Genomic DNA, 25,962 nt, shown 5'->3' on the forward strand with positions numbered 1-25,962 from the left:
AAGCCGTTGGTCTTTAACAAGCTTGAAAGTCAGGTCTGGTACATGCTCTGCATCACTAGAAAATTGAGCAGGAAAGACAGCAGGGGCGTCTACTCATCAGTCTTAGCTGTCTTGATCCGAGAGCAGTTGTCTCAATGAGCAGCGTTGGCAGTTCTTAGGTGCTTCTACATGCGATTGCAGCGGTTGGTTATTGATGAGTGTGATTACCCAGCTTCAGCAGCCCAACCCATCTCCTTCTGCCAGGTAGGAGCCCAGAGCTTGCACTTCTTAGTGAGGTGATCGCCTTGCGCCAATTGCTTCTGCCTGAGGTTGCAGCCAAGAAGCGTGTGGCAGTGGCGGTCTACGCCGTAACTGAAGTGCTGGCACGTCATGCAGATGCAGGCACCCTTCCACCCCTCCAGCTCGCGATCGTCAACAAAGTCCCACTCCTCCACGGCTATCTGACAAGTACACCAGTACTAGTACAGGCATGGCCGACAGCGCAACAGCGCCATTGGACAATGGAGAGGGGGCCGTACTTGGGAACCCTTCGCCAGCTAGCCGATCGGACTCATGGTTCTCCTGACAACACTGGCGAGCCTTGCGCTTGTCCCTTTCAGCTTCGTCCATCACAACGACTCTGATCCTTACGGGTGGCACATGAGCTGCGAGCGTTTCCAGCAGCGCGCTGTCGAAATCGCCGCTGACAAAAACGTCAGCTACGCCTGGCGGATGAAGCTGATCGGATACCTGATGACGAAGCTTGAGGATCCCTCTTCCTGCGAGCTGGATCTGGCCGTCCTTCAACAGTTGCGAATCCCCGACCAGAGAAAAGCCCCAGCTCACCAGGCCAGGGCATCGTCGTTCTCATGACAACGGTCTAACCAGGCTGATGAGTATTTATACGTACGGCTTCCACTACCTGCTAAATCCTGTCAATGGCCGCATTTGATCGCTGAGCTGAGATCTGAAGCTGACTGATTTCAACTCTTTCAAGGCATTCCCCCGTCAGCAATGGCGGGGTTTTTCTGTTTGCAGACCAGGCATAGACAGGGCTCAAAGATGAAGGCTAGAGATGGACAAACCGCGCACTGAAAAGCTTCATATAACGCTGGGCTGACTCCCATGCTTCTCAAGAGAGAGCCAGTGATCTCCCAGCGCCCAATGTTCACAAAAGAAGCCATTGGATGGAGGTGTCTGGGGACCCTCCATAGACAACATCACATCTATCAGGCGTTCAGTGCCGTTCGGATGCATCGATTGCATCAACCAAATGATCCGCTGCTGCAATCACTCTGGTCCGGACCAAAGTAAAGGCTGCCGACCACCTGGGTATCAACCGCACCACTCTGCGGCGAGGACTCGCCACTGTCTGAATTAACGGAACTGAGATTCCAAAAGACCTAACCAGCAGGAAACACTCAAGGCAGTCACGCCTGAACCATGACCCTCGGAACCCACATTGCTCTGTTCCTGCTGAATGAACTCGTCTCAGCACTCAGAGCCAATGGCCCTGACAGCTTCAAGCGGTGCCTTTGTGGCGGGGTGCAGGACTTAGGTAAGCCTGCGGTGAAGGAGCTGCTTCTGGACTGGCTTGCCCCATTTCTGACTAGACGAGAAGGACAGGCTGATTGCTTGGCACTTGGGCGTGAGCCTCTGAATCCCTGGTATCGCAGTGCTTCTGGCCCCCTGTGACCAACCTCACAGGCAGATCTGACGTAGGTCATCAACTGGTCCGGTGATTCCGGAGATGGTGTGTGCATCGGAGGGGAACGACCCCAACGACATCAACATCTCAATCAAAAACAATGACTTACTCACACTCTCTGAAACAGGTGAAATTCTCACTTCTCCTGCAACGCATGTTTGGTAACAGGAATCCTGCATACGATGCTGATGATATCCGCACAAATGATGGTCTCAATCGCAACTACAGAACGACTCCGCTGAAAGACTCTTTAACCATCCAACATGACAATCCAATTGAGGCTGATTCCTACAGCTTCAATATGCTGACAGGCCGCTTTCTTGAGGTTGCAAATAGGAGGAAAAACTACATGCGAATCAATGGAATGGAGGACTTTTCTGCAAGACATTCGGACGCGGAAATGAATATTACAGGCACTGAAGTTTCCAACCAGATCCAACCTGGCACAGGCGATGATTATGTTCAAGCCATGGGAGGTAACGACACGATACGCGGCAAAGGTGGCGATGACACCCTCTCAGGAGGAGCCGGAGACGATTACATCGACGCTGGTTTGAATGATGATTTGTTAATTGGTGGAGAAGGCTATGACCGGCTTCGTGGAGGCATAGGAGCTGATACGTTCCGTCTCAGCACTGGACACGGTATTGACCACATTATGGATTTCCATGATGGAGAAGACAAGATCGAAATCAGGGCCATCGACGGTTTCGACAACGTCATTGTGCGCCCTGGTGCTAATGGAAATGCGCATATTTTCAACAACAACGGCCATAATAGGGTTGCTGTTGTCTATGGCGTGGATGCTGCAGATCTCACTGTTCAAGGTGAGGTGATTGCCTGACCATGCTGCTGGGGAGCCTGATGTTTGAGAAAAAGATCTCCTCTCAAAACTGAAAGCCATACAAAACCAATCGTTGGGAAAGACAGGGCAGTTTGATTGTGCTGATCGATCTCCCGATAAAACCTCACACACATCACCCCGTCAGCAATGGCGGGGTTTCTGTATTTGCAGATCAGATACAGACAGGGATCGTCAATAAGGGCTAGAGATGGTCTAGCCATGCAGCTCTTAAGATACCTCGCGTTACAACTGCCTTTGCTGCTGCCTTTGCTCTGTTCTTGCCAAGAGGACGCCCGTTACTGGTAGGGCTTACTTCTGCTGTTGGAATTGGAGCAGGGTTGCTGTCAACGCAAACAGCTTATGCACAGAATGCTACCGATCTGTTGAATTCAGGGCTTGATAAAGCAAAAAGTGGAAATCTAAAAGGAGCTATTGCGGATTGGACTAAGGCAATCGAGATCTATCCTAAATATGCCCTTGCCTATTACAATCGTGGGCTTGCGAGAGATAAATTAGGCGATTTCAAGGGCGCCATTGTCGATTACACAAAAGCAATTAAAATCAACCCCAATTATGTTAGGGCCTATAACAATCGCGGTAATTCTAAACATAGTTTAAAGGATTATCAGGGAGCAATTTCTGACCATACAAAGTCAATTAAGATTGACCCCAATGATGCAAACTACTACTACAATCGTGGCAATTCAAAGAGAGAATTAGGTGATCTCAAAGGTGCTTGCACCGATTGGAGAAAAGCAGCAGAGCTTGGGGATGAAGATGCTGCTCAATTGATTAGAAATCAGTGCTGACATCTGACGCTGTCTGATTTCGACTCTTTCAGGGCGTCCCCCGTCACAACCAACGGGATCTGGTACTTGGCTTTGTTGATGCTGAATTTGGGTGGGTGGATTTGCTCACAATCAAAATCAACCGTTCAATGGCCTCTGAGAACGGTTGCGCAGGAGCCGTCCTCGACGTGTCTTGAGAGTTGATGGAAGTGACGACCATGGCAGAGGCCGTCCTGTGGCCACCGAGTAGGTGGTCTCAGTGATTCTGTTGCCGGGTCCGTTGATTTCGAGCAGCGTGAACGTTTGTTGTGGTGCAGAGCCTCCTTGCAGTAAACGCCGAGGTCCACTACCAAGCGCTCCAAGTTGAATGAGATCGAGTTGGCCACGGCGTCCTGAAAACCAGGCGTGGTGATGACCACTTATGTACGCGTTTACGTTGGCGGTCTCCATCAGGTTCTGGAGAACGTGCTCTTGGTTCAAGATTTCACCAGCACGATCTTTGTTTTGCCCAACGCCGACCAATGGCAAATGGCCCACGACAAAACGTGCCGCAGCACGTGTTGATGCCGACGAGGCCAATTGATGTTTTGCCCAGATCAACTGGTTGTCTGGGATGTGGGCGGAGCTGGCATCCCAGATCAGCCAAAACAGCCCTTGTTGTGACACGGTGTAATGAAATGGGAATTGGGAGGCATCAATGAAGTCAAGGCCTATTTGTGAGCGGATTGGCATCCAAAATCGACGTACAGCGTCCCGATCAGCCTTGAATCCCGGTGAGCCATCGTGATTGCCGATGGTGGGAAGCAAAGGGATGCCAGCAATTCGCAGCGGGTGAAGCACAGTGGCTTCGAAGCTGCTCCACATCGCATCAAGCTGTTGACGTGTGAGGCCGTGTTTCTGGCCAGCAACCATGTCTCCGGCACAGACAACGAGGTTTGGTTGAAGAGCGATGAGCTGATGCAACCCCTGATGGACGGCGGGGATATAGCTCGTTGATCCATAGCCGCTGTTGAGGTCGCTGATCAGTCCGATACGCAGTGGAGCCTGCGGTTTGGCGAGCGCTGGCATGGCTGCAGCACCGAGGCCGGTTCCAAGCAGCAGCTGCAACATTTGGCGACGGTGCAGCAGCACAACAGCAATCGAAGCAAGATGGATTGCATCACCTTGCACCTGTTGAGACTGGGCGGCAAGTGTGTATTAAGTATCGACCGATCGAAGGAGATGATCGCGGAGGTGATGAACACGTGGACGGGACGCTCCTGAGAATGTTGCGATGCGGTTTGGATGCGAAAACTGGTGCTGCGCACGATCGACTACAACAACACCCAGCGCAATTTTTGCTTAACAGCGCTGATGGCAATAAGTCGCCTGAGATAGTGGAGCTGTGCATTAAGAGCATGCCAATGGGTACGGCTGTAACAAAACGGGCAGGCCTGGAAATTGTCAAAGCCACGAAGCATGTTTTCGGCTGGACCGAAGCTCATGGCCGGTCTGTTTTGGCGGAACCGAGATTCCAGTTACAGCGACAGCGGGGAACACTTCAGAAAGTCAGGTCTGACCCATGACCCATGACCTTGACCAGCTAGACACGCACTTCCACACGATGGTGAGGTGAAAGCTCATACAGAAGCAGCTGCAACAGCGGCAGTACCTGAAGAAGCGCTGCAAGCCATGGGCAAGGACGGCACGCGCTTCGTGCGTGAAGCGGTGCGCAGGTCATTGCAGCAAGCCCAGCAGCAGCAATAACCGCCCCCCAGTGGTCGATCACCACACGCTGACAACACACTCGCGCGAGAGCAATAAAAAGCCGCCTCTGCAGGCGGCTGAGATTGCCCTCTGGGATAGGGTTCTTGCACATCGGGGAGACAGGATTCGAACCTGCGGCATCTTGCTCCCAAAGCAAGCGCGCTACCAAACTGCGCCACTCCCCGACGCAACCTCATAGTAGGTCTTCACGGTGGTCTGGCCAAACCCCAGCTTTGCCATTGATTCCGACTCAATCTCGTGCTTTGCCCAGTCGTTGACTGGCTTGGACGGCCTTAACTGCAAATGGAAGGGTTCTCATGCGTTGTGACCGGAACCGATGCCCCGCCTTGCTCCGATGGCGATTCTGGCTCGACCGCAAAGCACTTACAAACGTTGATCAATGAGCAAACCGAGATGGCCATTGCACCGTCTGATCGGTCCTTGATGGCGCCTGTCTTTTGTCATGAAAGGGTTGATAACTCCTTCAAGGTTGCTTGCAGATCACCATGGAGAATGGGTGACAGCACCACACTTGAATCCGGGTTGCTTTTTGCTGGTTTTGATGCCGAAATACTGACTTATTGTCGAATCAAAAAGAACATGCAAAAGGATGTTTCGCTAAAAAAAATGATTGGGTAATAACCGATTTTGATTGGAATCCCTGGGATGTAAAAGCCTTCGAGAATCAGTTTCAGTGCAGACAATATCAATCACGCTTCCGCCTTCTTTCAGGAATGCATGGAGCCCTAGGACGCCGATCAAAGCAGGGGCCTGGGTGGAAGACGCCAAAAAATGCCTGTCAGTTTTTCTGATTGAGGGCTCAAGACGCACGGTGATGGCTGTGTTCTGTGTGCTGCGTGAGCACCACGTGCTTTTGTTTCCAACCAACGCTGAATCGTTTCGTGCGATTTCGAATGACAGGGTTTCGAGGTGCTGTTGACCTCCCAGCCCGGTTGATCAAGCACTTGCGTCAGAAATCCCTGGGTCTCTATCGCACCAAGGTGATGAGACGTCTGAGTCCGTGGGCGTTGTTGTGGTTTGTTTTTTGTAGGTATCGATACGGATGTTCGTTTTTCCTTGTTTTGAATGCCGCTGTTAAGAGATCGGCTCCTGAGGCATAAACCTTGGGTTAAATTCGATGGATGATCGGATAGCTGCTCCTCGGAGAATCTGCTTGTCCGATCGGTCTGAGTTCTGAATTTTTGTGATTGCTGACGACGATGAAACTTCTGTTTGCATTCTTCGTTTTGATCTCATCCGGCATGCTGCAATCATCAGCATTCGCTTATGAAAAAACTACGGGTGGGATGATATGGGTATAGACTTTGAGGGTGTCAATCACTACTACCAAAAAGGAATAATCGACTCCGATGGTCACCTCACCATTGTTCACAAGGAAGGCAAATACGGCGATGAATTGCAAGGTTGGTTTGATTGCGCCAAGGGATTGGTTGGTTGGAGTGGGGGTGACCAGTGGTACGTCATCACGGAAGATTCGATGAATGCCATCGCCTTTCGTCGCTACTGCCGATAGTTCGTTGGGCTACCGCCCTCCCCTGAAATCGTCAGGTCCGGCATTCGCCGATCAGTTGTTCGGCAAGTTGGACGCCACTGTCCAGGGCCCCTTCTGCCCGACCAAAGCCAGGCCCTTCAATCCAATCCCCGCAGAAACCAATGTTGCTGGCAGGGCACCATTGAAGTCTCCTTGGTAACGGCCAATTCAACGGCTGAGCGGCTCCCCAGCGCATCATTCCCAGGGGCTCAGGTCGGTTGACATCGCTGGACATCGATTGGAGTCCAGGAATGGCTTGGATCAGTTCCGGCAACAGCAGGCGAAGTCGCTTCTCCTGAGCATCGATTAATCCTGGCTGGCGTTCAGGTGTGATCGCCTGTCCGTCATCCAGTCCGTGGATCACAAGACCCCAGCCTGAGGCTGCTTGCTTCTGGAACGCAAGACGTTCAATCCCCCAGCGCTCCCTGGCTTTGGCTGTCAGCCAGATCTGACGTGGAAAATCCTCTTTGCCCTGGCTTTTGATCTCCAGCATCAGGTTCCAGCGAACGGATGCAGTGCTGTTGCTCAGCACGCTCAAAACCTCGTCAAACAGGGGATCGACGCCTGCCGGAACGGCTTCTCTCAGCGGTATGTCCGGCCAGGCCAACATCGCCAGGGACCGGGGGTGGGCGAGCAGGGTCCCGCTCAGGACCAGCCGCTTTGTCTTCAGCACAACGGCGCCCTCCTCGTCTTTGAGTTCCCAGCCCTCGCTGGTTTTTCCCAGCCAGCGGATGCGACATCCATAGACCTGCTGAAGGTGCGGAGCGGCTTGCTGCAGCAGTCCCTCGCAGACACTGGCCATGGCGGGGTGGCCGCGCAGCCATTCTCCTCCCAGCTGCTCTTCATTGGGCACCTCGACGAATTGGCCCCGATGGTCGAGGCCCACGAAGACACCCCACTCGCGCCTCAGAATTCCGCTGGATCGCAGCGGAGCCAGCACCGATGTCAGGGATGGATTGCCTGGGGTGGAGAGATTGAATCCTGGTGCTCCATGGTCGAGCCTCCAGGTTTGATGGCCTCGCCTTCGGCGAGTCGCCGTCCGTCCCCCGGGGCCGCGTCCAGCTTCCACCAGTGCCTGCGAGCCGTGAAATCCCAGCTGATTGAGACGTGCCAGCACGCTGCATCCGGCGAGTCCAGCACCGATCACAGCGAGATCAACCAGCTTCATTGGCTCTGAAAATCTGGCGAAAAGATAGAGATTCAGGGGAGAAAAAGGTTCTCGAAGCCGCTTTGTGCACGGTGGAGATCAGAGGCCCTTTTTGGGAGTTTTGATGAGCAAGTGCCCCTTTTCCGGCCATGCCGGTGCCGTGACTCCGGATTCCGGCACGACGAACCGCAATTGGTGGCCGAAACAGCTTGATCTTTCGATCCTTCATCAACAGCATCCAGCCTCCAATCCCCTGGGCGACTCCTTCAATTACGCCGAGGAATTCAAAAAGCTTGATTACGAGGCCCTGAAACAGGATCTTTATGCCTTGATGGGTGATTCCCAGGACTGGTGGCCTTCGGACTGGGGTCATTACGGAGCGTTGTTCATTCGCATGGCCTGGCACAGCGCAGGCACCTATCGCAGTGCTGATGGCCGTGGCGGAGCCGGTCATGGAAATCAGCGATTCGCACCCCTGAACAGCTGGCCAGACAACATCAACATCGATAAGGCCCGTCGGTTGCTCTGGCCGATCAAGCAGAAGTATGGCAACAGCATCTCCTGGGGGGATCTGATGATCCTGGCGGGCAACTGTGCCCTGGAGTCGATGGGATTCAAAACCTTCGGTTTCGCCGGCGGGCGGGAGGACATCTGGGCGCCGGAGATCGATGTGTTCTGGGGAACGGAAACCGCCTGGCTGACCGATCAGCGCCATAATGCCAAGGGCGAGCTGGAGCAGCCTCTCTCCGCGACGGAGATGGGATTGATCTATGTCAATCCGGAGGGCCCCGAGGGGAACCCGGATCCCTTGGCCTCAGGCCGGGAGGTGCGTGACACCTTTGCTCGTATGGGCATGAACAACGAGGAAACCGTGGCTCTGGTGGCTGGCGGTCACACCTTTGGGAAGGCCCATGGTGCGGCCGTCGCTGACCATGTGGGCGCTGAGCCCGAGGGCGGCAGCCTCGAACAGCAGGGTCTGGGTTGGCACAGCAGTTACGAAAGCGGCAAGGGAGTGCACACCATCTCCAGCGGGATCGAGGGTGCCTGGAAACCCCATCCCACCCGTTGGGATGGTGGCTACTTCGAAATGATGTTCACCTACGACTGGGAACTCGGCAAAAGTCCCGCTGGCGCCTGGCAGTGGCATCCCAAAAACGTGCGAGACGAGCATCTGATCCCTGATGCTCACGACCCCACGAAATCGTCACCGCCGATGATGACGACAGCGGATCTTTCCCTGCGTTTTGATCCCACCTATGAACCGATTGCTCGGCGTTTCCGTGATGACCAGGACGCCTTTGCTGATGCCTTCGCTCGTGCCTGGTTCAAGCTCACCCACAGAGATCTAGGCCCACGATCGTTGTATCTGGGCCCCGAGGTTCCCGAGCAGGTGTTGACCTGGCAGGACCCGATCCCCCCCGTTGATCACCCCCTCATCGAGGGCCCTGAAATCGACGATCTCAAGCAACAGCTGCGGGCCAGTGGTCTTTGCGTTTCTGAGTTGGTCAGCACGGCCTGGGCTTCAGCCTCCAGTTTCCGTGGATCCGATAAGCGTGGTGGAGCGAATGGGGCCCGCCTGCGCCTGGCACCACAGCGCAGCTGGGAGGTGAATCGCCCCGCCCAGCTCGACAAGGTTCTCGGCGTGTTGCAAGGGCTTCAGCAGTCGTTCAATGCCAGCCGCAGTGATGGCAAGCGCGTGTCCCTAGCGGATCTCATCGTGCTCGCCGGGGGTGTCGGCGTGGAGCAGGCGGCAGCAGCAGCCGGGCACACGCTTGTGGTTCCGTTCCACCCTGGCCGGATGGACGCCAGCGAGGCTGAGACGGATGCAGCCTCCTTCTCGGTGCTGCGACCGATCGCCGATGGTTTTCGCAACTGGATGCGCTCCGGACTTGAGGTGCCGGCGGAACAGTTGCTAGTGGATCGTGCCCAGCTCCTCAGCCTCAGCGCCCCTGAAATGACCGTTCTGGTGGGGGGATTGCGGGTGCTTGGCACCAATTCAGATGGATCCGATCGGGGTGTGTTGACCGATCGTGTGGGTCAGCTCAGCAACGACTATTTCGTGAATCTTCTCGATATGGAGACCGAGTGGAGCGTCGTTGAGGGTGTCAGCCAGCTGTATGCGGGCCGCGGTCGCGGATCCGGTGATCAGCGATGGACGGCGACACGCGCTGATCTGGTGTTCGGCTCGAATGCCCAGCTTCGCGCTGTTGCCGAGGTGTATGCCCAGAAGGATGGTGAGGAGGCCTTTCTGAAGGACTTCTTAGCGGCCTGGGTGAAGGTGATGGAGCTTGATCGATTTGATCTGCGCTGACCTCACATCCAGTACTCCTCAGCGGCGACGCGGGAGATCAGTCCCCCAAACAAGGCAAGCAGCAAGGTCACCGCGAAAAAAATGAAGTAAGCCAACAGGCGACCCCGATATAGGTAGAAATTCTGTTTGTCATAACAGCGGATCCGTGGACTGCAACATCAACTGCAACGTTCCTGCGATCCGATCTGTCTGAGGACAGGCGTTGATGGGTTCATTCGAGGGCCATGGTTCGAGCTCAGGAGACCGGGCTCGAGGGACCTTGAACGCCTGCGCAGGCGTGTCACATGCGGAGATGAATGGGTCGCCTGAGATTCGAACTCAGGACCAGCCGGTTAAAAGCCGGATGCTCTACCGCTGAGCTAGCGACCCGCCCCTCTTGGGGGTGCCATAACAGACACTCATGGACACTATCACTCAGTTGCCCTGGAGACTGGGGGCTGTCACAAGCCTCCGATGAACGGTGCTGAGCCCTGGCCGACTCCGCAGATTGATGCCGCTGCCTGGGTGGCTGAATCGGCTGTGGTGATCGGAGATGTGGTGATGGATGAGGGAAGCAGCCTCTGGCCGACGGCGGTGGCGAGAGGTGATCTGGAGGCGATCCGGATCGGCGCCTTCAGCAATGTTCAGGATGGGTCGGTGCTGCACGGAGATCCCGGTCAGCCCGTCACGATCGGGCGTGAGGTCACTGTTGGGCACAGGGCTGTGATCCATGGCGCCACGTTGAACGACGGCTGCCTTGTTGGCATCGGCGCTGTTGTGCTGAACGGTGTCACGGTTGGGGCCGGGGCCCTGGTCGCCGCCGGCTCTGTGGTGACGAAGGATGTGCCGCCCGGGACGATGGTGGTCGGCATACCGGCTCAGGCCAAGCGTGACCTCAGCGAACAGGTTGTGGAGCAGCAACGGCAGCACGCTCGCCGTTACGCCGAACTGGCGGAGCGCCATGCCTTGAACCGTCAATGATTGCTGCGAATTTGATCAGCTTCTCGACCCAGGCGCCCGCTTCCTTGTGATGGTCCGTAAGATCGCCGAACTTCAAGTTCCATCCATGAGCTTCGTCCGAGTCGCGATCGGCCTGGTCCTGATCCTCGCGGTTGTCGGTTATTCCGCCTTCAGCGTGATCACAACCGGTCAGGTCCTCGGGATCGATGCACGTCTTTTCCTCGTGATGGCTCCTGTTCTGGCTGCTGTGAGCTGGGCGGCATTCAACATCGGTCGAGCAGCAATCGGCCAGCTGCAGATGTTGCTCAAACGCAGCCGCGCCTGATCTTTAGGGTGAAGGCTGTCGGACCACAGCCGTTTGTCCACTCAGCCTGCAGGGGTCACTGTTCTCGGAGCCGGTCTGGCCGGTACCGAGGCCACCTGGCAGGTCGCACGAGCCGGAATACCGGTGCGGCTTGTGGAGATGCGACCGGTTCGGCGCTCTCCGGCGCATCACAGCAGTGATTTCGCCGAGCTGGTCTGCAGCAACAGCTTTGGGTCCCTGAGCAGTGATCGAGCCGCAGGTCTGCTCCAGGAGGAGATGCGACGGCTCGGATCGCTGGTCATCTCCATGGCCGATCGCCATGCCGTGCCTGCCGGAGGAGCTCTGGCAGTCGATCGTGGTCGCTACAGCGCCGCCCTCACGGAGGCCCTTGATCAACATCCGCTGGTGTCGATTGAACGTCGCGAGCAGCAGGAGCTGCCCGCGCCGGACCGGATCACCGTCCTGGCCACAGGGCCCCTCACCAGTGAGCCGCTGGCAGAGGATCTCCGCCGTTTCACCGGACGCGCAGACTGTCACTTTTTCGATGCCGCCAGTCCGATCGTGCACGGCGACAGCATCGACAACGCGATCGCCTTCCGCGCCAGTCGTTACGACAAGGGAGATGCGGACTACATCAACTGTCCGATGGACCGGGAGCAGTACCTCGCGTTCCGCGACGCACTGCTGACCGCTGAACAGGCTGATCTGAAGGATTTCGATCAGGAGCAGGCCAGTTTCTTCGAGGGCTGTCTGCCGATTGAAGAGCTCGCCCGCCGTGGTGAAGACACCATGCGCTACGGACCGCTCAAGCCGATCGGTCTCTGGGATCCCCGCTGGGGCGATGTGAACGATCGCGATGTGCGTCGTGCCCGCCGCGCCTATGCGGTGGTGCAACTGCGTCAGGAGGACCGCGATGGACGCTTGTGGAATCTGGTGGGTTTTCAGACGAATCTCAAATGGGGTGAGCAGAAGCGCGTCCTCCAGATGATTCCCGGCCTGGCAGCTGCCGAATTCGTCCGTTTCGGGGTGATGCATCGAAACACCTTTCTTGAGTCGCCCCAGTTGCTTACGCCCACCCTGCAGTTCCGGCATCGCCCTTCCCTGTTTGCAGCAGGTCAGATCACCGGCACCGAGGGGTATGCCGCTGCTGTGGCCGGTGGCTGGTTGGCGGGCACCAATGCAGCACGGCTGGTGCGGGGCCTTGCTCCGATTGATCTCCCCGCCACGACCATGGCGGGGGCACTCACCCATTTCGTGAGTGAAGCCCCGACAGCCAGATTCCAACCGATGCCACCCAACTTCGGCCTGTTGCCGGATCTGCCCGAACGCATCCGCGACAAACGCGCCCGTTACGGTGCCTACCGGGATCGTGCTCTGACAGATCTCGAGTCTGTCCGCAATCGTTCGTCTCAGCCGCTCCACGCATGACCGACCAGCAGCAGTGGGATGCCGTTGTGATCGGCGCCGGAATCGGCGGGTTGGTGACCGCCAGCCAGCTGGCTGCCAAGGGTGCACGTGTGCTGGTTCTGGAGCGTTATCTGATTCCAGGTGGCAGCGGTGGAGCGTTTCAGCGCAAGGGCTACACCTTTGATGTGGGGGCCTCGATGATCTTCGGCTTCGGTGAGAAGGGACACACCAACCTGCTGACTCGAGCCCTGGCCGATGTTGGGGAGCGCTGTGACACCATCCCCGATCCCTCCCAGCTTGAGTACCACATGCCAGGCGGTCTGCAGATCGCTGTGGATCGCAACTACGAGCAGTTCATTGCTGACCTCTCGGCCCGCTTCCCCCACGAGGCCATCGGCATCCGCCGCTTCTACGACACCTGTTGGCAGGTGTTCAACTGTCTGGACGCCATGCCGCTGCTGTCGCTGGAGGATCCGGCCTACCTCGCCAAGGTGTTTTTCAAGGCACCGCTGGCCTGTCTGGGCCTCGCCCGCTGGCTGCCGTTCAACGTTGGTGCGGTGGCGCGTCAGCACATCAGCGATGAACAGCTTCTGAAGTTCATCGACATCGAATGCTTCTGCTGGTCGGTGATGCCGGCGGATCGCACGCCAATGATCAATGCCGGCATGGTGTTCTCCGATCGTCATGCCGGGGGCATCAACTACCCCAGAGGCGGCGTTGGCGTGATCGCCGAGAAGCTCGTGAACGGCTTGAAGCGTTATGGCGGGGCCATTCGCTACAAGGCCAGGGTGACCGATGTGGTGGTGGAGAACGGTCAGGCCGTGGGCGTGACCCTTGCTGATGGGGAGACGATTCGAGCCAGGCGGGTGATTTCCAATGCCACCCGCTGGGACACGTTTTCCGGTGATGTCGCTGAGTCCAAACCCGAAGGTCAGGCTTTGGTGGATGCGGTCCACACACCAGCCAAGGAACAGGTCTGGCGTCGCCGTTACGTTCCCTCTCCGTCCTTTCTGTCGCTCCATCTCGGGGTGCGGGCGGCGTTGATCCCCGAGGGAACCCACTGCCACCATCTGCTTCTCGAGGATTGGGAGCGGATGGAGGACGAGCAAGGCGTGATCTTCGTTTCGATGCCTTCGCTGCTGGATCCGGATCTCGCTCCCGAAGGACACCACATCGTTCACACCTTCACGCCGTCATCGATGCAGGCCTGGCAGGGGCTAAGCCCTTCGGAGTACAGCCAGAAGAAAGAGACCGATGCGGCTCGACTGATCCATCGGCTCGAGGCAATTCTTCCGGGCCTCTCTGGTGCCATCACCCACCAGGAGATTGGAACACCTCGCAGTCATCGGCGTTTTCTGGGGCGATTCCAGGGCAGTTACGGTCCAATCCCAGCGATGCAACTCCCGGGGCTGCTGCCGATGCCCTTCAACCGCACCGGGGTGCGCCACCTGTACTGCGTGGGTGATTCATGTTTTCCAGGACAGGGGCTGAACGCCGTGGCCTTCAGCGGCTTTGCCTGTGCCCACCGCGTTGGCGTTGATCTGGGCCTGAATCCGTGGGCATTGCCGGCCTGAATCTGATTAGGGTCGCAGTGCTGCACAGCCTTAATGACCTCCCAGCCTGAACCCTCTGCTGCAGAGCTGGCCCGTTATCTCGAGCAGCGCGGTGATCTCAGCAAACCCTGGAATCTACAGATGCTGCGCCTGCAGAAACTCAAGGAGGAGAAGGGGTCTCTCACGCCGGAGGCTTATCTCGAGAAGATCCGAGATGCCCATCAGGATCTGATGCGACTGGGGCGCTTCTGGGAGGGCCGCGAATCTGAAGTGTTCGGTGGCATGTTCCAGCCATCCGAGCTGATCGAGCCGCTCCCAGGTTCTGCGGAGGATCGTTGAACAGATGGAACGATTCGGCCTTTCACCGTTGATTCGCTTCACGCTGCTCAGCCTGTACCTGGCGCTGGTCCTGCCTCTGCCGCTTCTGGCACCCCCATCACTTCGTCTTCCGATGGCGGCGGGGCTTGTCCTGGGGCTTGTGCTGGTGGTGGGGCTGCTCAGTGAGCAGGTGGAGACGGATATGACGGGGATCCAGGTGCGCTACCCCGTCTGGATTCGCTGGTTGCTGCGCCGTGGCTGGTCGATGCCCTGGTCGGACATCCGAGCCCTCGTGCCCGTCGGCACCAGCCAGGGAGGGACCGTCTACTACCTCAAAGCCAAGGATCTGCGTCATCAACTCCTGCCCCAACGGATCGAACGGTTTGACCGTTTTCTGCAGCTGCTTCAGAACAACAGTGATGTCAGCACTGCTGGAATCGGTCGGCTCACCCCTCCGTGGACCTATCAGGTGCTGGCGGTTCTCTCCGGCTTGATGCTGATTACCGAGGTTTTGACGGCGATCTGGCGAGTGTCAGCAACGATGGGCTGAACAACGCTGAAGGAGGTGCCGTGCAGGCTCGGATCGGTTTGACGTTGATCCCAATGCAACTCGGTGTTCTGGGGCTGTTGCTCGTGAGCGGTGATCCCGGTCTGGCTCAACCACCCTCAGAAGCACTTGTGCGGGAGGCGCTTGCGTGTACCCGCGCGGAGGAGCGTTTCACCATTGGCCGTGATGCCGGCTTCAAGGCAGGTTTCAACTCCACCGCATCTGCATCAATGCTGCCCGAAGCCATGAAGCAGGACATCTTCGAGCGCTTCCAACGGGTGGCCGATCAGGTGTTCTCCTGGCGGAATGTGGAATCGCGGTTCATCGCGCTGTTTCAGCGTTATTACACAACTGCTGACCTTGAAGGTCTGAGGCGGTTGTGCTCGGACCCGGTTTATCGAAGGCTTCTGGACGCTGATCTGAAAATGATTCCCGCGGCGAGCCAGATCGGCCTGGATTTTCAGCCTCAGATTCAGGGCCTGATGCAGAAGGAACTCGAAGAGGTCTTCGAAGACCTGTCGCGGTGATGCCGATCGAGCCCGGCAGCTCCTGAGCTTCCAGGCCTTCAGCTGGCGGGCAGTTCAACTGGCTGGCAAGTTGTCGAGGCTGAACCGGTATCCGCGCTGGCGGACGGTGGTGATGCCACCGCCTTCTCCAAGGCCGGCCTGTTCGAGCTTGCGTCGCAGGGTGAGCACCTGGGTGTCGACTGACCTGGGCCCGCCGCTGAATGGGGGCCAGGCCATTCTCAGCAGTTCCTGGCGGCTGCGAACCAAGCCAGGGGGCATGAGCAGTGCGCAGAGCAGGGCGAATTCGCGCGGGCTAAGTTCCACCGGCTGATCACGCAGGGTCACCTGGCGCAGCAGCAGATGGACCTCGAGAGGTCCGACAGTGACGCGCTCCTGCAAACCGCTGTGTCCCCGTTTCAGCAACGTGCGGCAGCGGGCGGCCAGTTCTTCGAGGCCGAATGGCTTGCGCAGCACGTCGTCAGCACCGTCGTCAAGCAGTCCCACCACGGGGTCTGCACCGCTGCGGGCCGTGAGAACGATGACCGGGCAGCGCAGCTGTTCTGCGAGCCGCAGAGCGGAGCTGTGCTCCAGCAGCTCGGCACTGACGAGAAGGTCAGGGGACTGCTCCTGGCACACCTCCAGAGCCTCAGAGACCCTGCCCACAGCTGCAGTGAGGTGGCCGTCCTGGCGCAGGCGCTGGACCAGCACGGTGCGCAGTGTGGGGTGTGGCTCCACAACCAGAACTCTTGACGGTTCCTGCCCTGTTCCGGAATTCGGCAAGGACATGGTTGCCATGCTGATATCGCTGGCTTCCGCCGTGATGTCGCGAGGGGTGGAGGTCACGGCACTGACTAAGGCGCGCTTACGCTAAGACGAAATTCCTGGCACGCTGGTAACAGAGGCAGCGGTCTCTCCGATGACGGCACTTGATGATCCTGAGGCTATCCGTCATTTCCAGTCGATTTGTGATGCCTGCCAGGAGCTGACCGACCGCTATCACTCTCCCTCCGAACTGCGTATCTACGCGGATGGGTATCTGCATGCATTGCGTCGATCGGCCACCCTCGACCCCAGAGTCCTGCATCGATTGGAACAGCTGATCGATCGTTGGATTCTTGATCCGTCCAGCTTTATCGGTCCCGATGGAGATGTCAGCACGCTGTACATGCGTCGCCCCGAGGCGTTCTGATCACGTTCACCGTCGCTTCGGCTGTTTCTGAATCTCCTGGGCTCCAGAAATTATTGGCACCACAGGGTTATGGGCTGAACATACATTTCAATGAAGCGCCTGAATATTGCTGGAAAATCAACAACAGGATGGGCATTGACGGATGATTATTCAGGCGAATTAGTTACAGCATCTAATACAGATATTTGCGAAGACCCTCGACCGATGAACCAACTATGAAGAGCTGAAACGCGATTTCCTACAGCAATCAAAGGGCCAATGATCCTTGCGGCCAACAGGAATTCAGCACGTCAGCTTGCCAGGGCGATTTCCAGCTTCTCCTTGAGCTCACCGGCGTTGTACATCTCGATCAGGATGTCGGAGCCGCCGATGAATTCACCTTTCACGTACACCTGAGGAATCGTTGGCCAACTCGAAAATTCTTTGATTCCCTGACGAATCTCAGGGTCGGAGAGGACGTCGAAGGTCTCAAAGCTGACGCCAAGCGAGTGGAGAATCTGGACGACGTTGTTCGAGAAGCCGCACTGGGGCATCAATTTTGATCCCTTCATGAACACGAAGATCGGGCTGGATTGAACCAGCTCTTCGATGCGGCTGCGGGTGGAAGCGTCCATGAATTCGAATTTCAGTTGGAAGTGGTGGTGTCTGGGGTTGAGCCGTCGGGAACCGTGGTGTTGAGCGCCAGGGCATGAATGGCCTCACTGGCCAGTTCGGCTTGAAGTGCCCCGTAGACCAGCTGATGCTGCTTGATTCGGGACAAACCAACAAAAGCTGTGGAGACGACGCTCACCTGCAGATGATCCCCACCTCCAGTGAGGTCCTCCACCGTCACCGAAGCATCCGGAATGGCGCGCTGAATGGCGGCCTCGACCGCAGACGGCTGAACCATGAGCAGGAAACTCCCTCTATTTGATGTTGACAGATCAGTTGGAGCCAGCGGGGGCGGCACCTTTGAATTCCGTATCGACGAATCCGAGCTCTACCAGGCTCTGGTAGGCCTTTTGTCCCTGCGGTTGGGAGGGGGTCATCAGCCTCACCACCTCTACAAGCACGGGAACGGCCACTTCCGGTTGGTTCTGACGGCGGAACAGGGCAGCCAGGCGAAGGTTGGCTTCCGCCAGCAGGGCCAGGGATTGACGTCCCTTGTCGTCCATTTCGCGCGGGATGCGGGCATCAAGGCCTCGGAAGGCACCACTGAGATCCCGGTAGAACGCCAGCAGCTGTTTGGCGGCCTTGCGGGCATCGTCGTAGGCCTTGCGAGCGGTGGTGAGATCTCCGGATGCAGCAGCGGCGTCGCCCTTGTCAATCAGGGACTGGACAGATGAGGGGTTGAAACCACCCGTGGTCTGCGCCAGAACCCGACCGCTACTAGCTCCTTGAGCCAACACCTGCGCTGGTGTGAACCCCAAGGCAGCCAGGAGTGCTGCAGCCGTCAGTAAGGAACGACAACCCATCGGGTTAGGTCCATTAAGAATTCGCGGACTTTAAAAGCAATGCAAGGGGCGGCCCACCGCCTCACGGGCCGCTTGTTCAGCTGCATGCATGCTCGTCGCCAGTGCCTTGGTGAAGCGTTGTCCCGCCTCGCGGCTGCCATCGTCAGACAGCATCATCGGTGCTCCGAAACAGATGGCTGCTCGACTGAGTGGACGAGGCGGCGCCTGCCCGTAGCCAATCCCCACTGGGATCACAGGAACCTGAACGCCCCGTCGTTGCGCCAGCTGCGCCAGTCGAACCAGTCCCTGGTGGAGCTGGATCGCTCGATCCTGCCGTTGAATCCGTCCCTCCGGAAACACCACCAGCTGCTGGCCATCGGCCAACAGATCGATGGCCAGTCGCAGCGTGGTCATGGACGGTCGCCCCTGATCCACAGGGAAGCAACCGAGGCGCTGTAGGAACCAGCCCTGCAGGCCGCCCATTTCCGTGGTGGTCACCATGAAGCGGCAGTCCCGACCAGTGACCCGCCGACCTGCGGCCATCGGCAGCATCAGGGCATCCCAGCGAGCTCGATGGGTGGGTGCCAGCAGGACGGGGCCTGAACGGGGCAGGTTATCGTGCTGCAGCACGATTCGTTCTCGGAACTGCAGGCGCAGCGCTAGGTCCTGCGTGACCAGCATGGCCAGGGGAGCCCAGAACGGGTCGATGCCCACCTGAAGGGCGGATTCGCGGTTGGCGAGGGCCGCAGGCACCGTGATGCGGTTTTTGGCGTTGAGAACCTACGGCGCTCAAGCGGCACTGCATAGGATCCCGATTGAACAGCCGTCCCCATGGCCAGTCTGGGCGTCAACATCGATCACATCGCCAACGTGCGTCAGGCCAGGCGGACAGTGGAACCTGACCCCGTGCCGTTCGCCATGCTCGCCGAGCTGGGTGGGGCGGATGGCATCACGGTTCACCTGCGCGAGGACCGCCGTCATATCCAGGACCGGGATGTGAGGTTGCTCCGGGAGACCGTTCGCAGCCGCCTCAACCTCGAGATGGCCGCCACGGAAGAGATGCTCTCGATTGCACTGAAGCTCGGCCCCGACATGGTGACGCTGGTTCCGGAGCGTCGCGAGGAGGTCACTACGGAGGGTGGCCTGGATGTGGTCTCTCAGCTCGAAACGATGACGGACGCCGTGAACCGTCTCCAGGAGTCAGGAATTCCCGTGAGCCTGTTCGTCGATCCCGATGAGCGCCAGCTCGAAGCCTGCCGAAGCAGTGGCGCTCGCTGGGTGGAGCTGCATACGGGGGCCTATGCCGAGGCCAGTTGGTCGCAACAACCCCTCGAACTGGCCCGGATCACGGAGGGCAGCAGCATCGCCAGACAATTCGGCCTGCGGGTTAACTCCGGCCATGGCCTCACGTATCAGAACGTTGAACCGGTGGCGGCGATCGAGGGGATGGAAGAGCTCAACATCGGCCACTCGATCGTGGCGCGGGCCCTTGCGGTGGGTCTGCAACAAGCTGTCCGGGAGATGAAGGCGCTGATTCAGAATCCCCGTTTCGATCCTCTGTTCGGGCAGGCACCTGGATGACGCAGTTTCACTTCGTCGCCGCCAGCGAGCGGTTTCTCACCGAGGAGGAACCGCTCGACGAAGTGCTCAGGGAGCGCCGGCGTAACTACGCCGAAAACGGAAAGGAGATTGATTTCTGGCTGGTGCGCCAGCCGGCGTTTCTATCAGCGCCCCAGCTCGCGGATCTCAATCAGCGCATTCCCCAGCCTGCAGCGGCGGTCGTTTCCTCGGATGCCAGCTTCATCACCTTCCTGAAGCTGCGACTGGAATACGTGGTGACCGGGCAATTCGAGGCGCCATCCGCTGAGATTCAGGAACCCCTTGCCAGCAATGTCTGACGGTTTGATGTCGTCGTTTGTTTGATCATCCGGACGTCAGTCGCGGCTGTGGGTTGTCAGTAAATTTTCGATAGAGCCGATCCGCGTCATGCCACACGAAGGGATGTAGGACGTCACGCCGTCCCCTTCGCCTGATCCCTCGCCGTCTCCTTCACCGGAGCCTTCTCCGGCTCCAAGTCCGGAACCTTCACCCGATCCGGGTTACCCGGATCCCATGGATTACCCAACCCCGGGGCCCATGGTCAGTCCAACGGTTTCTCTGACGGTGAGTCCTTCGACGTCTCCCGACGTTCCGGCCATCGATCCAGCAACAGGTGTGGCGCCCAAGCCCCCGGAGGGTGGATATGGCCCGGTCGATGACGTGCCGGCTGGCAGCTACCCCCCCAGCCATTGACCCGGAAACAGGGATGGCACCCAAGCCCCCGGAGGATGGATATGGCCCGGTCGATGACGTGCCGGCTGGCAGCTACCCCCCAGCGGTCGATCCAGAAACAGGCAATGCATTTCTGCCTCCCAATGATGGGCCCATCCCCCCGATTGCCGATGACCAGGACTGGGGCGATTACAGCTGGGACTCTGTGAACTGGGATGACAGCGCCGTCGAGGAGTCCTTCGACTGGGGCGAGGTGCAATGGCAGGAGCTGGACTGGACAGGCAAGACATCCGATGCCAAAAAAATTCAATGGTCCTCAGTGGAATGGGATGAACTGGATCGGGATGGCAAAGATGCTGATTACAAAGATATTGATTGGGGTGAAGTGAAGTGGACCGAGGTTGATCAAAAAGCGGATATTGAGTTTGAGAAAATTGAATTCAGTGAATTGGATAAAAAGGACTACAAGGCCTTGGCAAAAAAGTTCAACAAGCGAAAGGATCTTGAGTTGGGTTCGGGTGCTTCAGACAGATTGAAGGGTTCGAAGAAAAGCGAAACCATGATTGGTGCATACGGCGATGACACTCTCGATGGAGGTGGCGGTAAAGATAAAATCATCGGAGCAGCACCAGAGATGGGTGGAGGGAGGAAGGAGGTTGACGAAATGACAGGCGGTCAGGACAAAGATGTGTTTGTTCTGGGAACCGAGGATGGTGTTTTATATGACGATGGCAAGAAAAACAAAAACGGCAGGAAGGATTATGCGGTGATCACTGATTTCAACCCCAGGCAGGATTCCATGCAATTGCACGGGGGTGCTGGTGATTATTTCATCGATACTCACCAGAACAACCGGCAAGGTTGGCAAGGGATTGTTTACGACTCCAATCAGAACGATGTGATGGATCGATCGGATGAATTGATCGCGAAAATCCCAGCTGACCTCGGCCTTCGGGATTCGGTGCTGGAGAAATCAATTCGAACGGCTGATTTCGTTTAGCCGACGAATGCCAAATTGATGATTGTTTGCTTCAGGACGTTGTGTCGGTTTTTCATCTAACCTGCCGCTCCTGATTCAATCAGTCGTGGACCTCAGAACGCTTCCAGTCAGCCGGCGGATCGGGCTTCTGGTGGAGGCCCTCGATGGTGCCGTCAAGACCAACAAGGCCCTGGCCACCTGCGCTGATGGAGACGAGATGGTGGAGATTCTGCTCGGTGCTTCAGCCAAGCTTGGTCTGGGTCTGACGCGACGTGATCTCACGGAAACACCACCGATCCGCGACTGGATCTGGTTCAAGAACAACGATCCACTGGTGACGGTGGGGGATGCCATGCCGCGCTACCGCCAGGACAAGGCCAAGGACTCCAGCAACGAAGCCCCTCAGCAGGCAGCGCCGGAAAGAAAGCGCTTCCTCGGTCTGTTCTGATGCCGCAGCTGGTTGCTTTGTTCGGGGCGACCCGCGGCTGACAGCCCAACCCTGCCGGTTCAGAATCTGTTAAGTCAGTCGTCTGTTGTGAGGGCCTCCAGCACGCGCAACTGGGTGATCGGTGATGTGCACGGCTGCCACCAGTCGTTGCTCGATCTTCTGGCTGTTCTTCCGAGCGGGGATCACCTTGTCTTTCTCGGCGATGTGATCAGTCGCGGTGCCGCCATCGAGGCCACGATGGACCTGGTTTGGAACCTGGTGACCCAGCGCCGCGCCACCTGGTTGCGAGGCAATCACGAGCAGAGGCTGATCGATGCCCTGGAGTCCTCTGGTCAGGACGAGACCCAGCAGCTGCTCAAGCTGGATACCTACAGGCAGCTGGGTGAAGAGCGTGCCCAGCAGTGGCTGCAGCGTCTCCGTCAGCTTCCGTTCGTTTTTCGGGCTGATGGCTGGAGTGCCACCCATGCAGGTTTCAACAGCAGCGGTGAGCCAGACCTCTCGATTCGGGACCCCTTCTGGGAGTCGTACGACGGCCGTTTCGGTCTGGTGGTGGTCGGCCACACCCCACGGCCCCAGGTTGAGCGTTACGGCCGCATCGTGTTGATCGATACCGGTGCTGTTTATGGCGGCCTTCTGACCGCCTTCTGCCCGGAGACCGACGCCATCGTTCAGGTTCCTGGAGCCCGTTCGGCAGCCCCGCTGACGCGAAGCAAGGCTGGACCCCGTCGTCCGGCGTTGGTGGCTGGAGATCCGGGTCGTTGCTGACGCTCTACCGGAGCAACCGAGCGGAATTCCTGGCCACGTTGCTGGCCCGTCAACTGGTTGAAGAGCGCCCGGGTCCCTTCGAGACCGTGGAGGTGCTGGTCAACACCTGGCCGACCAGTCGCTGGTTGGGTGAGCAGCTGGCCGTTGCCAATGGCATCAGTTCGCTGGTGCGATTCCCTTTTCCCGGCAGTCGCTTCCGCCAACTGGTTCGCTCGCTCTTGGATCTGCCTGATCGTGAGGACGATCCCTGGCGCGCCACGACGCTGGTCTGGACCGTCCTTGACCTGTTGCCGGAGTTGCTCGAACAGCCCGCTGCGGCGCCGTTGAGGGACTGGCTGCAGCAACGATCGGGCGCGGCGTCGGGTCTGACCCGTGATCGCTGGCAACTGGCACGCGCCATCGCCGATGCCTTTGACGATTACGCCCTCTATCGGCCGGAAACTCTGCAGCGATGGGTCGAGGCCGCAGATGGGAATGGCGACTGGCAGCCCCTGTTGGCACGACAGCTGGCTGATGCGCTGCCACGTCAGCCCTTTGGTTGGCAGGTTCAGGCCGCCGTTGAGCGGTTGCGGAGCGGAGCGGTGGATGCCTCGGTGTTGCCGCCTGTGCTGCGCATGTTCGGCATCAGCTCCCTGGCACCGGTCCAGGTGCAGCTGATCCAGGCCCTGTCCGGCAGCGTTGATGTTCAGGTGTATCTGCTGACCCCGTGCCGCGACCTCTGGCAGCGCTGCGGGACCCGTCGCCAGCAGCTCGGCGATGCCTGGACCGTTCCTCCTGATGGCCTTTGGCTGCAGCAGGCGCCGAGGCTCGAGGCGACCCTCGGCCGCATGGGGGCTGAATTTCAGCAGCTTCTCGAGGGCAGCGGCGAGAGCCAGTTGGGAGAGCTGCGGGAGGGCGATCTGTTCGCCGATCCCGTCACGATGGCCCGCTCGGCAGGCCGTTCCCCGTCGCTGCTGGAACAGCTTCAGCAGCAGCTGGTTGAGCCGGATCAAGCCGAACCGTTGACGCGACGTCCTGCGGACGATTCCCTGCTGTTCCAGTCGGCTCCAGGCCCATGGCGCGAGGTGCAGCTGATCCGCGATCGCGTTCTGCAGTGGTTGGCGGCTGATCCGTCGCTTGAACCACGGGATGTTCTGGTGATGACACCCCAGATCGACCGCTATGCCCCCTGGCTCAGCTCGGTCTTCAACGATCGTGATGCCATCGGGCTCGATCTTCCCTGGCGGCTCACCGATCGCAGCCAGCAGAGCAGCCCTGGACTGACCATGGCCATGCTGGAGCTGCTGGAGCTGGCGGCGGGTCGCCTCACCGCCAGCGGACTTGAGCGACTGCTGGCCAATCCAGCTCTGCAGCGTCAGCAGGATCTCGATGCTGACGAGGCCGGTGCAATGACGCGGATTCTTCAGCAGACAGGCTTCCGCTGGGGGCTGGATGCTCAGGAGCGCAGTGGTGATGAAACCCACAGCCTGCGCTGGTGCCTGGATCGCTGGTTGCTGGGTCTGGTTCTGCCCCAGCGGGATGGTCTGGCGGCCGGTGGGGCCGCTCCCTTCCATCAGGATCTCGAGCCGCAGCGGCTGGTGCGTTGGTGGAGCGTGCTGGATCGACTGCTGAGCTGGATGCAGCGGCTGCGGCAATCGCGCTCCTGTGCCTCTTGGGCAGATCTGCTGCGGCAGCTGCTTGAGGACCTGTTTGGCGACGGTGGGGACTGGAGCTACGAGCATCAGTGTTGGTGCGCTGCCCTGGCCGACTGGCAGCAGCGGGCCGGCGCCTTCACGGACGATCTCGAGGTTGGTGTGGCGCGGGAGGTGCTGACCGAAGCCCTCTCCGTCGACAGCGGCCGTTTCGGGCATCGCAGCGGCTCCCTCACCGTGAGTGCCCTTGAACCGATGCGGGCGATCCCTCACCGGGTGATCGTCTTGATGGGTCTCGATGGCAGTGACTTTCCCCGTACCGATCAACGGCCTGGCTTTCATCTGCTGGAGCAGAAACGCTGGCTCGGTGATCCCCGCGCTGCCGACCAGGACCGATATGTGCTGCTTGAGGCGTTGATGTCGGTGCGGGATCACCTGATGATCAGTTGGTGCGGCCGCAACGAGCACACCGGTGAGCCCCGTCCGCCTGCCGCACCGGTGGAACAGTGGCTCCACGACCTGACGCTCCAGCTTGGCGATCAGGCCAGTGCGGGGCTCTGCATTCAGCCCGACCCCAACCCTCTGGACCGCAGCAATTTCAGGGTCGCCGATGCCGTTGCTCCGCTCAGCTGCGATCGCCGCCATCTGCAGGCCCGCCGCCTGATCGATCAGCAGTCCATTGATCAGCAGCCACTTGCCGGCGCGCCGGGCCTGGCCCTGCCCCTGGCCTGGCAGCCTCCGGACGAGAGGGATGAACAGCCCGCTCTTACCGATGAGGTTCTGCTGCAGTGGCTGCTCGACCCCCAGGCCAGCTGGTTGCGTCAGCTGGGTCTGAACGGCAACGAGCGCTCAGATCCCGTTGCTGATCTTGAAGCTCTGGAGCTCAGCGCTCTGCAGCAATTCCAGCTCCTGGACCAGGATCTCGAGGATCACCTGTTGGCGGGGGTTGTTCCGGACTGGCCAACGGCCCTGGTCGGTCAGGGCGTGTTGCCGCCGGGCTCCGGTGCTGCCCTGGAGGCTGGCGTGCTGCGGCAGCGTCTTGAGGCGCTGCTGGTTTGTTTGCGTGGCTTTGGGCCCACGCGTCGGCAGGGCAGCCAGCTGTTTGCCGGACCGATCCATGTCGTCGCGAAACCGAGTCGTTTCAGTGCCAAGCCGTTGATGACGGCCTGGCTGCAGCATCTGCAGCTGTCAGCGGGCGGTGCTGCCCTCTCCCCATCGGCGTTTCAAGGGACTGCCGTGATCACGCGAGCCGACCGGGGGGACGGCGCGAGTGTCCAGGTGCAATGGGACCGGCTTGATCCGGAACAGGCGGCAGCCGAACTGACGTCCTTGCAGCGGTTGGCACGGCAGGGGCAGCTTCGCTGTTGGCCCGTGCCCCCTGACAGTGGCTGGGTGCGGATGGCCAGGGAGCACAGCAAACCCGGCAGCGGGATCAGGGCCTTCACCGAACGCTGGCGAAAGGAACGAGACAGTCCTGCCCAACAGCTCTGTTTCGGCCTTGGAGCTGAAGCGGATCTGCTGCTCGAGTCACCGGGCTTTGATGAGGCCTGTGAGGTTCTCTACCGGCCGATGTTGGCGGCCCTCTGCGCCTGACCTG

33 protein-coding genes and 2 tRNA genes are annotated in these 25,962 nt (G+C 58.8%); 25 read left to right on the forward strand and 10 right to left on the reverse strand.

Features of this window, described 5'->3' with window-relative positions; translation table 11 throughout:
• Positions 1-203: 203 nt before the first annotated feature.
• Positions 204-434: a hypothetical protein gene (locus tag KR100_RS16760; RefSeq protein ID WP_038544245.1), complete on the reverse strand. Its 231-nt coding sequence runs from the start codon at positions 432-434 to the stop codon at positions 204-206.
• A gap of 118 nt (positions 435-552) precedes the next feature.
• Between KR100_RS16760 and KR100_RS06650 the strand changes: the two genes are divergently transcribed.
• From KR100_RS06650 to KR100_RS06665, 5 genes are all read left to right on the forward strand, one after another.
• Positions 553-852 carry a hypothetical protein gene (locus KR100_RS06650; protein ID WP_051847349.1) on the forward strand — a complete coding sequence of 100 codons (300 nt, stop codon included), beginning with the start codon at positions 553-555 and terminating at the stop codon, positions 850-852.
• Positions 853-1,274: 422 nt separating this feature from the next.
• Positions 1,275-1,355 (forward strand): helix-turn-helix domain-containing protein, encoded by an 81-nt coding sequence (locus tag KR100_RS17020; RefSeq protein ID WP_369793839.1) that lies wholly within the window; start codon positions 1,275-1,277, stop codon positions 1,353-1,355.
• A gap of 67 nt (positions 1,356-1,422) precedes the next feature.
• Positions 1,423-1,674, forward strand: coding sequence for a hypothetical protein (locus KR100_RS06655; RefSeq protein WP_239420430.1), 252 nt, complete (start codon positions 1,423-1,425; stop codon positions 1,672-1,674).
• Positions 1,675-1,814: 140 nt separating this feature from the next.
• Positions 1,815-2,531, forward strand: a complete 717-nt coding sequence (locus KR100_RS14400) for a hypothetical protein (protein ID WP_156097963.1) — start codon at positions 1,815-1,817, stop codon at positions 2,529-2,531.
• Positions 2,532-2,809: 278 nt separating this feature from the next.
• Positions 2,810-3,340: a tetratricopeptide repeat protein gene (locus tag KR100_RS06665; RefSeq protein ID WP_239420431.1), complete on the forward strand. Its 531-nt coding sequence runs from the start codon at positions 2,810-2,812 to the stop codon at positions 3,338-3,340.
• Between the two features lie 117 nt (positions 3,341-3,457).
• Here KR100_RS06665 and KR100_RS06670 read toward each other — a convergent pair whose 3' ends face one another.
• Positions 3,458-4,489 carry a metallophosphoesterase gene (locus KR100_RS06670; protein WP_239420432.1) on the reverse strand — a complete coding sequence of 344 codons (1,032 nt, stop codon included), beginning with the start codon at positions 4,487-4,489 and terminating at the stop codon, positions 3,458-3,460.
• Positions 4,490-4,930: 441 nt separating this feature from the next.
• Between KR100_RS06670 and KR100_RS16915 the strand changes: the two genes are divergently transcribed.
• Entirely contained in the window at positions 4,931-5,065 is a 135-nt protein-coding gene (locus KR100_RS16915) for a hypothetical protein (RefSeq protein WP_255347496.1), read from the forward strand.
• A gap of 111 nt (positions 5,066-5,176) precedes the next feature.
• Here KR100_RS16915 and KR100_RS06680 read toward each other — a convergent pair.
• Positions 5,177-5,250, reverse strand: a tRNA-Pro gene (locus KR100_RS06680).
• 139 nt (positions 5,251-5,389) lie between these two features.
• On the opposite strand from KR100_RS06680, the gene KR100_RS14925 reads away from it, so the two are divergent.
• Both KR100_RS14925 and KR100_RS06685 read left to right on the forward strand, forming a co-directional pair.
• Entirely contained in the window at positions 5,390-5,704 is a 315-nt protein-coding gene (locus KR100_RS14925; protein WP_156097964.1) for a hypothetical protein, read from the forward strand.
• A 673-nt stretch (positions 5,705-6,377) separates the two neighbouring features.
• Positions 6,378-6,599 (forward strand): hypothetical protein, encoded by a 222-nt coding sequence (locus KR100_RS06685; protein ID WP_038544250.1) that lies wholly within the window; start codon positions 6,378-6,380, stop codon positions 6,597-6,599.
• 31 nt (positions 6,600-6,630) lie between these two features.
• Here the strand turns inward: KR100_RS06685 and KR100_RS06690 are convergent, their stop codons facing one another.
• Positions 6,631-7,785, reverse strand: a complete 1,155-nt coding sequence (locus KR100_RS06690; RefSeq protein ID WP_038544252.1) for an NAD(P)-binding protein — start codon at positions 7,783-7,785, stop codon at positions 6,631-6,633.
• 103 nt (positions 7,786-7,888) lie between these two features.
• Between KR100_RS06690 and katG the strand changes: the two genes are divergently transcribed.
• Positions 7,889-10,075, forward strand: coding sequence for a catalase/peroxidase HPI (gene katG / locus KR100_RS06695; RefSeq protein ID WP_038544254.1), 2,187 nt, complete (start codon positions 7,889-7,891; stop codon positions 10,073-10,075).
• Positions 10,076-10,372: 297 nt separating this feature from the next.
• On the opposite strand, the gene KR100_RS06700 is transcribed toward katG, so the two are convergent.
• Positions 10,373-10,444 (reverse strand) — tRNA-Lys (locus KR100_RS06700).
• A gap of 84 nt (positions 10,445-10,528) precedes the next feature.
• On the opposite strand from KR100_RS06700, the gene KR100_RS06705 reads away from it, so the two are divergent.
• From KR100_RS06705 to KR100_RS06735, 7 genes are all read left to right on the forward strand, one after another.
• Entirely contained in the window at positions 10,529-11,035 is a 507-nt protein-coding gene (locus tag KR100_RS06705; protein WP_038544256.1) for a gamma carbonic anhydrase family protein, read from the forward strand.
• Positions 11,036-11,216: 181 nt separating this feature from the next.
• Entirely contained in the window at positions 11,217-11,339 is a 123-nt protein-coding gene (locus KR100_RS16520; RefSeq protein ID WP_038548183.1) for a photosystem II protein Y, read from the forward strand.
• A 33-nt stretch (positions 11,340-11,372) separates the two neighbouring features.
• A complete protein-coding gene (gene trmFO, locus KR100_RS06715; protein ID WP_038544258.1) occupies positions 11,373-12,746 on the forward strand; it encodes an FADH(2)-oxidizing methylenetetrahydrofolate--tRNA-(uracil(54)-C(5))-methyltransferase TrmFO in 1,374 nt (457 codons plus the stop codon).
• Positions 12,743-14,299, forward strand: a complete 1,557-nt coding sequence (gene crtH, locus KR100_RS06720) for a carotenoid isomerase (RefSeq protein WP_038544259.1) — start codon at positions 12,743-12,745, stop codon at positions 14,297-14,299. The genes trmFO and crtH overlap by 4 nt, the downstream gene beginning before the upstream one ends.
• A gap of 33 nt (positions 14,300-14,332) precedes the next feature.
• Positions 14,333-14,617: a hypothetical protein gene (locus KR100_RS06725; protein ID WP_038544261.1), complete on the forward strand. Its 285-nt coding sequence runs from the start codon at positions 14,333-14,335 to the stop codon at positions 14,615-14,617.
• A gap of 4 nt (positions 14,618-14,621) precedes the next feature.
• Positions 14,622-15,146: a hypothetical protein gene (locus KR100_RS06730; RefSeq protein WP_038544264.1), complete on the forward strand. Its 525-nt coding sequence runs from the start codon at positions 14,622-14,624 to the stop codon at positions 15,144-15,146.
• Positions 15,053-15,670, forward strand: coding sequence for a hypothetical protein (locus KR100_RS06735; RefSeq protein WP_156097965.1), 618 nt, complete (start codon positions 15,053-15,055; stop codon positions 15,668-15,670). Before KR100_RS06730 ends, KR100_RS06735 begins: the two co-directional genes overlap by 94 nt.
• Before the next feature lie 54 nt (positions 15,671-15,724).
• Here KR100_RS06735 and KR100_RS06740 read toward each other — a convergent pair whose 3' ends face one another.
• Positions 15,725-16,444, reverse strand: a complete 720-nt coding sequence (locus tag KR100_RS06740; RefSeq protein ID WP_369793840.1) for a response regulator transcription factor — start codon at positions 16,442-16,444, stop codon at positions 15,725-15,727.
• A 121-nt stretch (positions 16,445-16,565) separates the two neighbouring features.
• Between KR100_RS06740 and KR100_RS06745 the strand changes: the two genes are divergently transcribed.
• Together KR100_RS06745 and KR100_RS16920 are read left to right on the forward strand one after the other, a co-directional pair.
• On the forward strand, positions 16,566-16,838 hold the full coding sequence (locus KR100_RS06745) for a DUF6761 family protein (RefSeq protein WP_038544270.1): 273 nt from the start codon (positions 16,566-16,568) through the stop codon (positions 16,836-16,838).
• A gap of 90 nt (positions 16,839-16,928) precedes the next feature.
• A complete protein-coding gene (locus tag KR100_RS16920) occupies positions 16,929-17,057 on the forward strand; it encodes a hypothetical protein (RefSeq protein WP_255347497.1) in 129 nt (42 codons plus the stop codon).
• Between the two features lie 71 nt (positions 17,058-17,128).
• Here KR100_RS16920 and grxD read toward each other — a convergent pair whose 3' ends face one another.
• From grxD to KR100_RS06765, 4 genes are read right to left on the reverse strand one after another with little or no spacing between them, the layout of a single operon-like run.
• Complete coding sequence (grxD, locus tag KR100_RS06750) at positions 17,129-17,452, reverse strand: Grx4 family monothiol glutaredoxin (RefSeq protein ID WP_038544272.1); 324 nt, start codon at positions 17,450-17,452, stop codon at positions 17,129-17,131.
• Between the two features lie 11 nt (positions 17,453-17,463).
• Positions 17,464-17,727: a BolA family protein gene (locus KR100_RS06755; protein WP_038544274.1), complete on the reverse strand. Its 264-nt coding sequence runs from the start codon at positions 17,725-17,727 to the stop codon at positions 17,464-17,466.
• A gap of 34 nt (positions 17,728-17,761) precedes the next feature.
• Positions 17,762-18,292: a hypothetical protein gene (locus KR100_RS06760; protein ID WP_038544276.1), complete on the reverse strand. Its 531-nt coding sequence runs from the start codon at positions 18,290-18,292 to the stop codon at positions 17,762-17,764.
• Between the two features lie 30 nt (positions 18,293-18,322).
• Positions 18,323-19,024, reverse strand: coding sequence for a 1-acyl-sn-glycerol-3-phosphate acyltransferase (locus KR100_RS06765; RefSeq protein ID WP_081858880.1), 702 nt, complete (start codon positions 19,022-19,024; stop codon positions 18,323-18,325).
• A gap of 78 nt (positions 19,025-19,102) precedes the next feature.
• Here KR100_RS06765 and KR100_RS06770 point away from each other — a divergent pair, with 78 nt between their 5' ends.
• From KR100_RS06770 to KR100_RS06800, 7 genes are all read left to right on the forward strand, one after another.
• Positions 19,103-19,852, forward strand: a complete 750-nt coding sequence (locus tag KR100_RS06770; protein WP_038544278.1) for a pyridoxine 5'-phosphate synthase — start codon at positions 19,103-19,105, stop codon at positions 19,850-19,852.
• Positions 19,849-20,169, forward strand: a complete 321-nt coding sequence (locus KR100_RS06775) for an MgPME-cyclase complex family protein (protein ID WP_038544280.1) — start codon at positions 19,849-19,851, stop codon at positions 20,167-20,169. Before KR100_RS06770 ends, KR100_RS06775 begins: the two co-directional genes overlap by 4 nt.
• A gap of 214 nt (positions 20,170-20,383) precedes the next feature.
• Complete coding sequence (locus KR100_RS06780; RefSeq protein ID WP_038544282.1) at positions 20,384-20,563, forward strand: hypothetical protein; 180 nt, start codon at positions 20,384-20,386, stop codon at positions 20,561-20,563.
• Positions 20,564-20,576: 13 nt separating this feature from the next.
• The gene (locus tag KR100_RS06785) at positions 20,577-21,542 is read left to right on the forward strand and encodes a hypothetical protein (protein WP_038544284.1); all 966 of its coding nucleotides are present in this window, start codon (positions 20,577-20,579) and stop codon (positions 21,540-21,542) included.
• A gap of 85 nt (positions 21,543-21,627) precedes the next feature.
• Positions 21,628-21,969 (forward strand): hypothetical protein, encoded by a 342-nt coding sequence (locus tag KR100_RS06790; protein ID WP_038544286.1) that lies wholly within the window; start codon positions 21,628-21,630, stop codon positions 21,967-21,969.
• Positions 21,970-22,056: 87 nt separating this feature from the next.
• Positions 22,057-22,734, forward strand: a complete 678-nt coding sequence (locus tag KR100_RS06795) for a metallophosphoesterase (RefSeq protein WP_038544287.1) — start codon at positions 22,057-22,059, stop codon at positions 22,732-22,734.
• On the forward strand, positions 22,728-25,958 hold the full coding sequence (locus KR100_RS06800) for an exodeoxyribonuclease V subunit gamma (RefSeq protein WP_038544289.1): 3,231 nt from the start codon (positions 22,728-22,730) through the stop codon (positions 25,956-25,958). The genes KR100_RS06795 and KR100_RS06800 overlap by 7 nt, the downstream gene beginning before the upstream one ends.
• Positions 25,959-25,962: the final 4 nt, after the last annotated feature.

The organism is Synechococcus sp. KORDI-100 (genome assembly GCF_000737535.1).
Classification (GTDB): domain Bacteria; phylum Cyanobacteriota; class Cyanobacteriia; order PCC-6307; family Cyanobiaceae; genus Parasynechococcus.

Bases quoted from the DNA above. Each gene is read 5' to 3' on its own strand.
- KR100_RS06650 (WP_051847349.1), top strand. From the start codon at position 553: ATGGTTCTCCTGACAACACTGGCGAGCCTTGCGCTTGTCCCTTTCAGC.
- KR100_RS06655 (WP_239420430.1), top strand. From the start codon at position 1,423: ATGACCCTCGGAACCCACATTGCTCTGTTCCTGCTGAATGAACTCGTC.
- KR100_RS06685 (WP_038544250.1), top strand. From the start codon at position 6,378: ATGGGTATAGACTTTGAGGGTGTCAATCACTACTACCAAAAAGGAATA.
- KR100_RS06690 (WP_038544252.1), bottom strand. From the start codon at position 7,785: ATGAAGCTGGTTGATCTCGCTGTGATCGGTGCTGGACTCGCCGGATGC.
- katG (WP_038544254.1), top strand. From the start codon at position 7,889: ATGAGCAAGTGCCCCTTTTCCGGCCATGCCGGTGCCGTGACTCCGGAT.
- KR100_RS06705 (WP_038544256.1), top strand. From the start codon at position 10,529: ATGAACGGTGCTGAGCCCTGGCCGACTCCGCAGATTGATGCCGCTGCC.
- crtH (WP_038544259.1), top strand. From the start codon at position 12,743: ATGACCGACCAGCAGCAGTGGGATGCCGTTGTGATCGGCGCCGGAATC.
- KR100_RS06725 (WP_038544261.1), top strand. From the start codon at position 14,333: ATGACCTCCCAGCCTGAACCCTCTGCTGCAGAGCTGGCCCGTTATCTC.
- KR100_RS06730 (WP_038544264.1), top strand. From the start codon at position 14,622: ATGGAACGATTCGGCCTTTCACCGTTGATTCGCTTCACGCTGCTCAGC.
- KR100_RS06740 (WP_369793840.1), bottom strand. From the start codon at position 16,444: ATGGCAACCATGTCCTTGCCGAATTCCGGAACAGGGCAGGAACCGTCA.
- KR100_RS06745 (WP_038544270.1), top strand. From the start codon at position 16,566: ATGACGGCACTTGATGATCCTGAGGCTATCCGTCATTTCCAGTCGATT.
- KR100_RS16920 (WP_255347497.1), top strand. From the start codon at position 16,929: ATGAAGCGCCTGAATATTGCTGGAAAATCAACAACAGGATGGGCATTG.
- grxD (WP_038544272.1), bottom strand. From the start codon at position 17,452: ATGGACGCTTCCACCCGCAGCCGCATCGAAGAGCTGGTTCAATCCAGC.
- KR100_RS06755 (WP_038544274.1), bottom strand. From the start codon at position 17,727: ATGGTTCAGCCGTCTGCGGTCGAGGCCGCCATTCAGCGCGCCATTCCG.
- KR100_RS06760 (WP_038544276.1), bottom strand. From the start codon at position 18,292: ATGGGTTGTCGTTCCTTACTGACGGCTGCAGCACTCCTGGCTGCCTTG.
- KR100_RS06770 (WP_038544278.1), top strand. From the start codon at position 19,103: ATGGCCAGTCTGGGCGTCAACATCGATCACATCGCCAACGTGCGTCAG.
- KR100_RS06775 (WP_038544280.1), top strand. From the start codon at position 19,849: ATGACGCAGTTTCACTTCGTCGCCGCCAGCGAGCGGTTTCTCACCGAG.
- KR100_RS06780 (WP_038544282.1), top strand. From the start codon at position 20,384: ATGGATTACCCAACCCCGGGGCCCATGGTCAGTCCAACGGTTTCTCTG.
- KR100_RS06785 (WP_038544284.1), top strand. From the start codon at position 20,577: ATGGCACCCAAGCCCCCGGAGGATGGATATGGCCCGGTCGATGACGTG.